Origin of the sequence: Tenacibaculum ovolyticum DSM 18103 (assembly GCF_000430545.1) — a bacterium.
GTDB classification, from domain to species: Bacteria; Bacteroidota; Bacteroidia; order Flavobacteriales; family Flavobacteriaceae; genus Polaribacter; species Polaribacter ovolyticus.
The window spans coordinates 1,023,334-1,036,098 of sequence record NZ_KE387163.1 but is presented as its reverse complement, the minus strand read 5'-3'; the positions used below and the strand labels follow the sequence as shown (position 1 = coordinate 1,036,098).

9 protein-coding genes are annotated in these 12,765 nt (G+C 30.3%); 3 read left to right on the top strand and 6 right to left on the bottom strand.

Going from position 1 to position 12,765, the window contains the following annotated elements; translation table 11 throughout:
- The 3 genes from H518_RS0114735 to H518_RS19970 all read left to right on the top strand — a co-directional run.
- Positions 1 to 3,181 (top strand): Ig-like domain-containing protein (locus H518_RS0114735; protein WP_028889783.1); only part of this gene is annotated, 3,181 nt, incomplete at its 5' end.
- 52 nt (positions 3,182 to 3,233) lie between these two features.
- The gene (locus H518_RS0114730; protein ID WP_028889782.1) at positions 3,234 to 4,154 is read left to right on the top strand and encodes a PorP/SprF family type IX secretion system membrane protein; all 921 of its coding nucleotides are present in this window, start codon (positions 3,234 to 3,236) and stop codon (positions 4,152 to 4,154) included.
- 14 nt (positions 4,155 to 4,168) lie between these two features.
- A complete protein-coding gene (locus H518_RS19970; RefSeq protein WP_051263790.1) occupies positions 4,169 to 6,304 on the top strand; it encodes an OmpA family protein in 2,136 nt (711 codons plus the stop codon).
- A gap of 108 nt (positions 6,305 to 6,412) precedes the next feature.
- On the opposite strand, the gene argH is transcribed toward H518_RS19970, so the two are convergent.
- From argH to proC, 6 genes are all read right to left on the bottom strand, one after another.
- The gene (gene argH, locus H518_RS0114720) at positions 6,413 to 7,687 is read right to left on the bottom strand and encodes an argininosuccinate lyase (protein ID WP_028889781.1); all 1,275 of its coding nucleotides are present in this window, start codon (positions 7,685 to 7,687) and stop codon (positions 6,413 to 6,415) included.
- A gap of 100 nt (positions 7,688 to 7,787) precedes the next feature.
- Positions 7,788 to 8,858 carry a M20 family metallo-hydrolase gene (locus H518_RS0114715; RefSeq protein ID WP_028889780.1) on the bottom strand — a complete coding sequence of 357 codons (1,071 nt, stop codon included), beginning with the start codon at positions 8,856 to 8,858 and terminating at the stop codon, positions 7,788 to 7,790.
- Complete coding sequence (argB, locus tag H518_RS0114710) at positions 8,858 to 9,634, bottom strand: acetylglutamate kinase (RefSeq protein ID WP_028889779.1); 777 nt, start codon at positions 9,632 to 9,634, stop codon at positions 8,858 to 8,860. The genes H518_RS0114715 and argB overlap by 1 nt, the downstream gene beginning before the upstream one ends.
- Before the next feature lie 118 nt (positions 9,635 to 9,752).
- Positions 9,753 to 10,688 carry a Rossmann-fold NAD(P)-binding domain-containing protein gene (locus H518_RS0114705; RefSeq protein WP_028889778.1) on the bottom strand — a complete coding sequence of 312 codons (936 nt, stop codon included), beginning with the start codon at positions 10,686 to 10,688 and terminating at the stop codon, positions 9,753 to 9,755.
- Positions 10,689 to 10,807: 119 nt separating this feature from the next.
- Positions 10,808 to 11,938 (bottom strand): aspartate aminotransferase family protein, encoded by a 1,131-nt coding sequence (locus H518_RS0114700; protein ID WP_028889777.1) that lies wholly within the window; start codon positions 11,936 to 11,938, stop codon positions 10,808 to 10,810.
- Complete coding sequence (gene proC / locus H518_RS0114695; protein ID WP_028889776.1) at positions 11,935 to 12,735, bottom strand: pyrroline-5-carboxylate reductase; 801 nt, start codon at positions 12,733 to 12,735, stop codon at positions 11,935 to 11,937. Before proC ends, H518_RS0114700 begins: the two co-directional genes overlap by 4 nt.
- Positions 12,736 to 12,765: the final 30 nt, after the last annotated feature.

The following is a 12,765-nucleotide window of genomic DNA, read 5'->3' as shown; positions in this document are numbered from 1 at the left end:
CCAACCGACATGTTCAGTTGCAACGGGGAGCTTTCAAATAGTAGGGTATGATGCAGGAGATACTTATAGTTTTACACCATCAATAACTGCAACGAATATTTCAGGTACAGGATTGGTAACGGCATTGGCGGGAACAACCTATACATTTACAGTAAAAGATACTAATGGTTCAGGCTGTACATCATTAATAAGTTCAACTATTATAATTAATAATCAGAATTGTACTAATGCAATAGCTGATATTATAACAACTTATACAGATATAGCGGTAAATGGAAATGTGTTAACAAATGATGAAGATATTGAGGGGGATAGCCAATTAATAACATCAAATACAGATCCAAGTAATGGAATGTTAATTATCAGTTCAACAGGGGATTATACGTATACACCAAATCCAGGGTTTACAGGGGAAGATAGTTTCACGTACACAATATGTGATAATGGAACACCGCAAGCATGTGATACAGCTACGGTAACAATTACAGTATTACCAGTAACAGATCCAACAGTAAATGATGCGCCAGTAGCTAATAATGATACAGGAACAACAGAAGTAGATACTCCGGTAAATGGAAATTTAACGTCAAATGACTTTGATTCAAATGGAGATTTAATCACTATCAATACTACACCAGTGACGAATCCAACAAACGGGACAGTAGTAATTAACGTAGATGGAACGTATGTTTATACACCAACTTCAGGTTTTATAGGTGTAGATACTTTTGAGTATGAAATTTGTGATAATGGAACTCCATCATTATGTGATACAGCAGTTGTAACTATAAATGTAAATGCAGATAATGGATTAAATGATACCTATGCAAATGATGATGCGTTTAATGGAAATATAAACACAGTTATAGGAGGTGATTTATTATTGAATGATACAGACCCAGAAGGAGATGATCAAATAATAAATACAACAGCAATAGCAGGCCCTACTAATGGAGTTGTAACGATTAATGCAGATGGAACATTTACTTATACACCAAATACAGATTATGTAGGGCCAGATAGTTTTGTATATGAAATTTGTGATAATGCAGCAGTGCCGGTTTGTGATCAAGCAACTGTTTACTTAACAGTGAATGATACAAACACGACTGAAGCAGTAGCAGATATTGTAATAACTTATATGGATGCGGTAGTAAATGGAAATGTGTTAACGAATGATGAAGATAAAGAGGAAGATACTCAAACAGTAACATCAAATACAGATCCAACAAACGGAGTAGTAACAGTTAAAGCAGACGGTAGTTATATATACGTGCCTTTTAAAGACTTTGTAGGAAATGATAGCTTTACATATACAGTATGCGATGATGGAACACCACAAGCATGTGATACAACTACAGTAACAATCACAGTATTACCAGTAACAGATCCAGCAGTAAATGATGCGCCGGTAGCAAATAATGATACAGGAACAACAGAAGTAAATACTCCTGTAAATGGAAATTTAACAGCAAATGATTTTGATTTAAATGGAAATTTAATTACTATTAATACTATACCAGTTACGAATCCAACAAACGGAACAGTAATAATTAATGCAGATGGAACGTATACTTATACACCAACTTCAGGTTTTATAGGAGTAGATACATTTGAATATGAAATTTGTGATAATGGAACCCCATCATTATGTGATACAGCAGTTGTAACTATAAATGTGAATTCAAATAATGGATTAAACGATACTTATGCAAATGATGATGCGTTTAATGGAAACATAAACACAGTTATAGGAGGTGATTTATTATTGAATGATACAGATCCAGAAGGAAATGATCAAATAATAAATATAACACCAGTAATAGGTACTACAAATGGGGTTGTAACGATTAATGCAGATGGAACATTTACATACACACCAAATACTGATTATGCAGGACCAGATAGTTTTGTTTATGAGATTTGTGATAATGGAGCAGTGCCAGTTTGTGATCAAGCAACTGTTTATTTAACAGTAAATAATATAAATACGACTGAAGCAGTAGCTGATATTGTAACAACTTATGCAGGTGCTGAAGTAAGCGGGAATGTGTTAACGAATGATGAAGACAAAGAAGGAGATGGTCAAACGGTAACATCAAATACAAACCCAACAAATGGAGTATTAATAATTAATGCAGACGGTAGTTATGTATATACACCAGCTAAAGACTTTGTAGGAAACGATAGCTTTACATATACAATATGTGATGATGGTACACCACAAGCATGTGATACTGCTACAGTAACAATAACTGTGTTACCAGTAATAGGGACAGAAGAAAATGACGCGCCAGTAGCTAATAATGATACAGGAACAACAGAAGCAGATATTCCTGTAAATGGAAATTTAATAGCAAATGATTTTGATTTAAATGGAGATTTAATTACTATTAATACTACACCTGTTACGAATCCAACAAACGGAACAGTAATAATTAATGCAGATGGAACGTATATTTATACACCAACTCCTGGTTTTATAGGAGTAGATACATTTGAATATGAAATTTGTGATAATGGAACCCCATCATTATGTGATACAGCTATTGTAACTATAAATGTAAATGCGGATAATGGGGTAAACGATACTTATGCAAATGACGATGTGTTTAACGGAAACATAAATACAGTTATAGGAGGTGATTTATTATTGAATGATACAGATCCAGAAGGGGATGATCAAATAATAAATACAACAGCAATAACAGATCCTACTAATGGAGTTGTAACGATTAATGCAGATGGAACATTTACATATACACCAAATACAGGTTATGTAGGACCAGATAGTTTTGTATATGAGATTTGTGATAACGCTATTGTACCAGTTTGTGACCAAGCAACTGTTTATTTAACAGTAAATAATGTAAATAGTTTAGATACTTGTGTAGTTGTTTATAATGAGTTTACACCAAATGGAGATGGTATTAATGATGAATTAAAAATTGACTGTATTGAAAAATTTAAAAATAATAAAGTAGAAATATTTAATCGTTGGGGTAATACTGTATTTAAAATTAGTGGATATAATAACGAGGATAAGGTATTTAAAGGTATTTCTAATGGACGTGCTAATTTTAATGTAGATGATGAGTTACCAGTAGGTACATATTTCTATATACTTGATTTAGGTAATGGAACAGCAATAAGAAAAGGATGGATTTACATTAATAGATAAAAATTTAGTAATATTACAGTAGAATAAATTGATGTCTAAAAGTTTATATAAAATGAAACTAGTTTTAAAATTAATTTCGATATGTGTATTTGGTGTTATTAGTACAATACAAGCACAGCAAGATCCACAATATACGCAGTACATGTATAATACAACAAGCGTTAACCCTGCATACGCAGGTTCTAGAGGTAATCCTGTTATTACAGCGATAGGTAGAATGCAATGGGTTGGTTTTGATGGTGCACCAAATACTCAAAATTTAAGTTATGATACTCCTTTGGGCTATTCAGGTTTGGGGCTAGGTATTAACTTAATGAATGATGAAATAGGGCCATCTAGAGAAATTTATTTAGATGCTAATTTATCATATACTATTGAAACAGGTGAAGAAGGTAACTTGGCTTTTGGTTTACGTTTAGGAGGTAGATTGTTAAATATTGATTGGTCTAAAGGAAAAGCAAACCAAGATGAACTAGCTTTTGGAGAGAATATTAATAAGTTTTTACCAACAATAGGTGCCGGAATTTACTACCATGAACCACAATGGTATGTTGGATTATCAGTCCCAAATATTTTAAGAAAAGAACATTATGATGAAGATTTATCAACTAAGCAAATAACAGCGGTTGAGAGAATGCACTTTTTTTTAATAGCAGGTTATGTATATGATATAAATGAAGATTTAAAATTTAAACCAGCCGCTTTACTAAAGGCAGTATCTGGAGCACCTTTATCATTAGATGTATCTGCAAATTTATTATTTAATGAAAAGTTTAGAGTAGGTTTAGGTTGGAGATGGGATGACTCTATAAGTGCTCTTTTAGGTTTTCAAGTATCTGATGAATTACTTATAGGTTATTCATATGACTTAACAACCTCTAATTATAATGTAACAAATACAGGAACACATGAAATTATGTTACAATATCAACTCTTAAGAGATATAAAATATAGGTCCCCTAGATTTTTCTAAAAAAAATACATTCAATGAATTTTAAAAAGGTGATATTACTAATGTTATTAGTAATAACAGTAAAAAGTTACGGGCAAAAACAGAAGGTTGCAGATCGATATTTTGAAGAATTTTCATACTTACAATCAGCTAAGTTATACAAAGCTTTAATAGAAAAAAAAGGTGATAGTTCTAAACATATTTTAAGCCGTTTAGCCGAATCGTATTATAATAATGCTGATACAGAAGAAGCGGAGTTTTGGTACAAAGAGTTATTATTTAAGTATAAAAAAGATTTAGAAGATAAACATTTATTTAAATATGCTCAAGTATTAAGGAGTAATGGTAAATATAAAAAATCAGATTCTATTTTTCTACAATTAAGTTCTTCGGATAAAAATAATAGAAAAGAAGAATTAAAAAGAGAAAATTATTTATCAGATTATTCGAATAATAAGGCACGTATTGGCGTTAGAAATTTAGCAATTAATACAGAGTATTCTGATTTTGGAGGGTTTATATTAAATGGAAAGACTTATTATACTTCAGCAGTTCCAAAGGGAGTAAAAAAAGAACGTATTTATAAATGGAATAATCAACCTTTTTTAAATATTTATAAAGCAGATGAAGAAATTAAAAGTTTAGAAGGAAATGAAAAAGATACTATTTTAACTTTGGTTAACCATCGTTTAATAGAAACACCTATTACTTCAGAATTTCATGAATCTACACCTGTTTTTACAAAAGATGGAAAAACTATTTATTTTACACGAAACAATGTAAGTGGAAAAAAAGCAAGAAGAGATAAAAAAAATACATCAAATTTAAAAATTTATAAAGCAAGTTTTGTAAATGGTTATTGGGTTAATATTACAGAATTACCATTTAATAACGATGAATACTCTGTAGGCCATCCAGCTTTAAGTTTAGATGAAAAAACATTATATTTTGTATCTAACATGCCAGGTGGTTTTGGAAGTACAGATATTTATAAAGTTTCTATTGAAGAGGGTAATAATTATGGAATTCCTGTAAATTTAGGGAAAACAATAAATACTTCAGATAAAGAAATGTTTCCGTTCATAGGGGCTGATAGTACTTTATATTTCTCATCAAATGGGCATTTAGGATTAGGGCTTTTAGATATTTTTAAATCAAAAATAAAAAAAGATTCAATATTCTCAACCCCTAAAAATATGGGGCATCCCTTTAATAGTAAAAGAGATGATTTTTCATTTTATATAAATGAAGAAGGTAAAAAAGGTTTCTTTTCTTCAAATAGAAAAAATGGAAAAGGAGATGATGATATTTATAGTTTTTATTTATATACAGAACGAAAGATATGTACTCAATCAATCGAAGGAATTGTTAGCGCTACAAAAACAAACAAACCAATTGACGGAGCACTTGTAAAGCTATTTAATAGCAAAGGAGAAATTCAAAAAGAAGCAATATCAGACAGCAACGGAAAGTATTTATTTACAGAAGTTTTATGCGATAATACATATACTGTTTTTGCAAGTAAGCTAGATCATAAATCAACTAGTAAAAAGAAGGTTAATGTTATTAAAGGTGAGATTGCTAAAGCAGATTTAGAATTAATACCTTTAATTATTGGGAATCAAATTGTTATTAATCCTATATATTTCGATTTTAATAAATCAATTATTAGAGCTGATGCTGAATATGAATTAGAGAATATTGTTACTGTAATGACTAATCACCCCGAGATAGTTATTAGAATAGAATCTCATACTGATAGTAGAGGGCGTAGTGATTACAATAGAATGTTATCTGATAAGAGAGCAAAAGCAACTAGAGACTACATATTGTTAAGAGGTATTTCTAAAAAGAGAATTAAAGAAGCTGTAGGGTACGGAGAAGATCGATTACTTAATAATTGTACCAACGCGAATAAAAATAAATGTACAGAAGAAGAACATCAAAAAAATAGAAGATCTTATTTTTATATTGTAGGAGGTGAAAAGAGTATTAAAATAAGACAACAAGCTGAAATAAAAGCACAAAGGAAATTAAGTAAGAGAAATAATTTTTTACTCTTTTTAAGAAAAAACTTTAAGAAGAGAAGAAAGGGTAATAGTGCAACTGAAAAATGTATTATTGGAGAAGAAGAAAAGTGTGATAAAAAGAAAATAATTTATGAAAACTAATTCAAGTCAAATATGTTGTTTAATAAAAGAGGCACATATTATTTTATAAACTTTCATATTTTAAAAACTAGGATTAAATTATATAATTTAATCCTAGTTTTTTTTCTTTTAATTTGGGAGTTTCTCTCGAATTTTATCTAAACTTAAATTATGGATACTTCCAATATGAGAATGCTTCTTTGAAGTATCTGGTTTGTATGTTCCATTTTCAACTTTAGCACCAATATCCTTATAAGCATCTCTGTAAGTCATTCCGTTTTCTACTAATGTATTCATATTATCAACCGTAAATAAAAATTTGTATTTTTCATCATTTGGATTTACTTCTTTGACAATAATTTGTTTGATTGAAAAATTAAAAATTTCTAAAATATTTTTAACTTCTTCAAAAGCAGCAATCATATTTTCTTTTAATAATTGAAAATCTCTATGATAACCACTCGGTAAATTATTAGTAATTAAAATCATTTCAGTTTGCAATGCCTGTATTTTATTACATTTACCTCTAATCAATTCAAATACATCCGGATTCTTTTTATGAGGCATAATACTACTTCCTGTGGTTAACTCATCAGGAAAGGAAATGAAACCAAAATTTTGACTCATATACAAGCAAATATCCATCGAAAAACGAGCTAAGGTGTTACATAATCCGCCCAAAGCTGCTGCAATTGTTCGTTCACTTTTACCTCTGCTCATTTGTGCAGCAACAACATTGTATTTTAACGTAGAAAAATTCAACTCTTGTGTTGTGAAAGCTCTATTAATCGGAAAAGAACTTCCGTAACCAGCAGCAGAGCCCAAAGGGTTTTGATCTACTACCTTAAAAGCGGCTTCTAACAAATATATATCGTCTATTAATACTTCGGCATAGGCAGAAAACCACAAGCCAAAAGAAGAGGGCATTGCTACTTGTAAATGTGTATAGCCAGGTAATAAATTGTCTTTATATGTTTCTGACAAACCTAAAAGAGTTTCGAATAAAGTATTCGTTTGTTTAATTACGTCAGCTATGTTCTGTTTGTAATATAAATGTAAGGCAACTAAAACTTGGTCGTTTCTAGAACGAGCAGTGTGAATTTTCTTTCCAACATCTCCATACTTTTTAGTTAACTCAAATTCAATTTTAGAGTGTATATCTTCAAAGTTATTTTCAATTACAAACGTGTTATTTTCGATTTGATGTTTCATTTCATCAAGACCTTCTTCTAATTTTTGTAATTCATCTGAATTGATTATTTCAATTTTATGCAACATTTTTGCATGTGCTAAAGATGCTTGCACATCGTATTTTGCGATATGCATGTCAATCTCTCTATCGTTCCCTACTGTAAATTGTTCTATTTTTTTGTCTATGGTTAATCCTTTATCCCAAAGTTTCATATTCTTTATGTTTTATTGTCAATGCGAGGCACGAAGCAATCTCATAATTAATTAAGAGGTAATTTTACCATACTTCCTTGTTATTACGATTACTTATTTTTTAAACTATTACTCGATTTAATAATTTGATATAAATTTCAATTCCTTCTTCAATTTCATGTAAATAAATAAATTCATTTGCTGTGTGCGAACGAGTGCTATCACCAGGACCTAATTTTAAAGAAGGACAACTTAATACGGACTGGTCTGATAGGGTAGGAGAGCCATAAGTTTTTCTTCCTAAAGAAATACCTGCTTTTATTAAATCATGATTAATCGGAATTGAAGAAGAACTCAATTTTATTCCACGAGGTTTAATAGTATCACAAGGAGATTCTTTTTGTAGAATATTTACAATTTCTTGATTTGTATATTTATCATTAACACGCACATCAACAACTAGTTTTACTTCTGAAGGAATTGCATTATGTTGCTTACCTGCATTTATTTGTGTAACAGTCATTTTTACATCCCCTAAAGCATCTGACGATTTTTTAAACTGATAATTTTCAAACCACTTTAAAACATTAATACTATTATAAATGGCATTATTGGTATTTGGGTGTGCAGCATGACTTGGAGTACCTTTAACTATAGCATCAAAAACAACCAATCCTTTTTCGGCAACAGCTAAATTCATTAAAGTTGGTTCGCCAACAATAGCTACATCAATATTCGGAATGATAGATAGCATACTATTTAAACCATTATTACCACTACTTTCTTCTTCTGCAGACGCTACAATTACTAAATTATATGTTAGGTCTTTTTTATGATAAAAGTGAGTAAAAGTAGCTAATAGTGAAACTAAACAACCACCTGCGTCGTTACTTCCCAAGCCATATAATTTTCCATCTTCAATAATTGCCTTAAAAGGATCTTTTGTGTAGCCATTATTAGGTTTTACGGTATCGTGATGTGAATTTAAAAGTAAGCTAGGTTTACTTTCATCAAAATATTTATTAATAGCCCAAACGTTATGTACATTTCTTTTAAAAGGAATATTGTTACTAATAAACCAACTTTCTAAAAGCAGTGCTGTTTGGTTCTCTTCTGATGAAAAAGAAGGTGTTTCTATTAAGTTTTTTAATAATTCGATCGCATCAAGCGTTAATTCTTGTTGTGTTTTCATTAAGCTTGTATTGTTGTGAATTTTGAATTTTGGTTGTATAACATTTCTGATTTTCCAATACAAACTTTATGTACCTGTTGGTTAATTGCATGAAAACAATTATTCATTTTTGGTAACATTCCATCGGCAATAATGTTCTTAGCCAATAATTCTTCATATTGTTTTGTAGTAATATTTTCTATAACGGAGTCGTCATCATTTATATCTAATAAAACACCATTCTTTTCAAAACAGTAATACAATTCTGTTTGATATTTCTTAGCAAAACCAATGGCTAATTCTGAAGCAATTGTATCTGCATTGGTGTTTAATAATTGTCCATTATTATCATGAGTAATGGCGCAAAAAACAGGTATAATGGCTATATCTAATAATGTGTTTAAGACAGTAGTGTCTACATTAATTATATCGCCAGCAAAGCCATAATCTATTTCTTTTATAGGTCTTTTTACTGAGAGAATTGTATTGCCATCAGCACCTGTAAAACCAAGAGCATTGGTTGATTTTTGTTGTAAAGAAGCTACGATTGTTTTGTTTATTTTTCCAGCATAGACCATCGTAATTATATCTAATGTTTCTGTATTTGTTATTCTTCTACCATCAACCATTTTAACTTCTACATTCATTTGTTGTGCTAGTTTTGTGGCCAATTTACCACCACCATGTACTAATATTTTTGGGCCTTCAATTTTAGAAAACTCAATAAGAAAATTATCTAATGCTATTGGATTGTCTATAATATTTCCTCCTATTTTTATAATTTTTAATGTTTCCATACTCTATTTTAATGTCTCCTCGAGTGAAGTCGAGAGGTTAATTAGGTTTCAACAAACTTCGTTTGTAACTTTTAATCAAAAAATATTTTGATTTCAGTAATGCTCTACCTGACAATAATTATATATTCTCTATTATTTTTTTTAACACAACCTGAGCTGCATACGTTCTGTTATTAGCTTCATGAATTACCACAGAATTGTTACTGTCTAACACACTATCTTCAACTACCACATTTCTTCTAACAGGTAAACAATGCATAAATTTAGCTGTACCTAATTTTTCTTTTGTAAGCATCCAATTTGGATCTTGAGAAGTAATTTTCCCATAATCAGTATAGTTACTCCAGTTTTTTACATATACAAAATCAGCATTTCTAAGAGCTTCTTCTTGATTATGATTAATAGGCGTGTTTTTTGTGATTTCAGGATTCAATTCATAACCTTTCGGATGCGTAATAGAAAAATCAACAGCTGTTTCTTGCATCATTTTAACAAATGAATTAGCAACAGCATGAGGCAATGCTTTAGGGTGCGGAGCCCAAGACAATACAACTTTTGGCTTTGGTTTTGTTTTTAACTCTTCAATGGTAATTGCATCTGTTAAAGCTTGTAAAGGATGCGCTGTTGAACTTTCCATGTTTACAACTGGGATTGTTGCATATTTTATAAAGCTATTTAATATGAATTCAGACTCATCTTTTTCTTTATTTTTTAAAGATGAAAATGCTCTTATGGCTATAATGTCAGCGTATTGAGAAATTACTTGAGTAGCTTCCTTTACATGTTCAGATGAGTTTAAATTCATAACTGTACCATCTTCAAATTCTAAATTCCAAGTATCATTAACATTTAATATCATTACTTGCATACCTAAATTTTTCGCAGCCTTTTCTGTACTTAACCTTGTTCTTAAGCTAGAATTGAAAAACAACATTACAAGTGTTTTATGTTTTCCTAAATTTTCAAATAGAAAGGGGTTTTCTTTTAATTGAATTGCTTCTTGAATAATTTTAGAAACATTTTTTATATCGTTTATATTGGTATATTTTTTCATACTATAATTCTATAGGTCTCGACAAACTGTGTTTGCTACTTTCAATTAAAAAACATTTTAATTGAAAGTAATAATCAATCAGACAAATCAATGTCTCCTCAAGTGCAGTCGAGAGGTTTTTAATTACTCAATTCCTTTTTTATGGCATCAAAAAACTGATCAACATGTTGTTTTTTGATTGTTAGTGGCGGAAGAATCCTTAGTAAATTAGGGTTTTTAGCACTTCCTGTAAAAATATGATGTTTAAAAATTAGTTCTTTTCTTAACGATGCAATTGGAAAATTAAATTCTATTCCAAGCATTAAACCTCTCCCTTTTATTTTTTTAATTGCTGGAATCTCTGCTGCTTTTTTAATAAAGTATTCAGAAATAATACTTGCATTTTTTAGTAATTTTTCTTCCTTCAAAATAGTTAAAACAGTTAAAGAAGCCACACAAGCTAAATGATTTCCACCAAAAGTGGTTCCTAATAAACCATAAGAAGCTTCAATTGATGGATGAATTAAAATTCCGCCAATAGGAAAACCATTTCCCATTCCTTTAGCCATTGAAATAATATCTGGGGTAATATTGTGTTTTTGAAAAGCAAAGAAATCACCAGTTCTTCCAAAACCAGATTGTACTTCATCGGCTATAAACAAAGCTTTGTATTGTTTACATAATTTATCTAAACTTTGATAAAAAGTAGTAGTACTTTCATCTAAACCACCAACTCCTTGAATACATTCAATAATTACAGCACAAACATCTTCTTTTTGTAAAGCTTTTTCTACAGATTGTAAATCACCTAATTCGAAAAATTCAACCTCTTGTTGTGCATTAATTGGCGCAACAATTTTAGTGTTATCTGTAGCAGCAACCGCAGCAGATGTTCTACCATGAAAACCATTTTTAAAAGCAATAATTTTCTTTTTATTGGTATGAAAAGAAGCTAGTTTTAAAGCGTTCTCATTTGCTTCAGCTCCTGAATTGCATAAAAACAATTGATAATCGTTACAATTAGATTGCTTTATTAACTCATCAGCTAATTTTGTTTGTAACGGATTTTGAATTGAGTTACTGTAGAAGCCCAAATTACTTACTTGATTACTGATATTCTTTACATATGTTGGGTGAGAATGTCCAATAGAAATAACAGCATGCCCTCCGTATAAGTCTAAATATTCTGTACCATTTTCATCATACACATTAATATCTTTTGCTTTTACGGGAGTAATATCAAAAAGTGGATATACATTAAATAAACTCATAATTGCTCAGTTTTTATGGTGTTAATTTTATTATATGAGGTAACCATTCCTTGTATTAATGAAGAACTCAATCCTTGATGTTCCATTTCATTTAACCCTTCAATGGTACAGCCTTTAGGCGTTGTAACTTTATCTATTTCTTGTTCTGGATGATTTCCTGTTGTAATTAATAAGTTTGCAGCACCATCACAAGTATGCATGGCTAATTCTTGTGCTTCTTTGGCATCAAAACCTAATTGAATAGCAGCCTGAGTTGTTGCTCTTATCATTCGCATCCAAAAAGCAATTCCGCTTGCACAAACTACGGTTGCAGCTTGCATTTTAGATTCTGGAATAACAATAGAAGTACCTAATCTGTTAAAAACAGCTTCGGCTACTTTTATTCTTTCCAATCCTTTGGTGTTTCCACACAAACAAGTCATCGATTTACCAACGGCAATTGCAGTATTAGGCATTGCTCTAATAATAAAATTATGAACTCCAACAACCTCTTCAATTTGAGTAATTGAAAAACCAGTAATGGTAGAAATAATAATGTGATTCTCTTTTAATAGAGGCTTAATATCATTTAAAATTTGTTTTAAATGTGCTGGTTGAACAGCTAGAATAATGATGTCTGAATTTATAACAGCTTCAGAGTTATTAGTTGTTAAACTAACATTTTTATATCCTTCAAATTCTTTAATAGTATCTAGTTTTCTTCTTGTTAAATACAAAGAAGTTATAGCATTGGTTGTTATTAATCCTTTTGCAATAGATTTTCCTAAATTTCCTGTACCTATAATTGCTATTTTCATGTTTTATGTTTTTTGTGGCTTTTCGAGCAC

Excerpts from the sequence above, each read along its gene's own strand:
- H518_RS0114730 (WP_028889782.1), top strand. The coding sequence starts at position 3,234 with ATGAAACTAGTTTTAAAATTAATTTCGATATGTGTATTTGGTGTTATT.
- H518_RS19970 (WP_051263790.1), top strand. The coding sequence starts at position 4,169 with ATGAATTTTAAAAAGGTGATATTACTAATGTTATTAGTAATAACAGTA.
- argH (WP_028889781.1), bottom strand. The coding sequence starts at position 7,687 with ATGAAACTTTGGGATAAAGGATTAACCATAGACAAAAAAATAGAACAA.
- H518_RS0114715 (WP_028889780.1), bottom strand. The coding sequence starts at position 8,858 with ATGAAAACACAACAAGAATTAACGCTTGATGCGATCGAATTATTAAAA.
- argB (WP_028889779.1), bottom strand. The coding sequence starts at position 9,634 with ATGGAAACATTAAAAATTATAAAAATAGGAGGAAATATTATAGACAAT.
- H518_RS0114705 (WP_028889778.1), bottom strand. The coding sequence starts at position 10,688 with ATGAAAAAATATACCAATATAAACGATATAAAAAATGTTTCTAAAATT.
- H518_RS0114700 (WP_028889777.1), bottom strand. The coding sequence starts at position 11,938 with ATGAGTTTATTTAATGTATATCCACTTTTTGATATTACTCCCGTAAAA.
- proC (WP_028889776.1), bottom strand. The coding sequence starts at position 12,735 with ATGAAAATAGCAATTATAGGTACAGGAAATTTAGGAAAATCTATTGCA.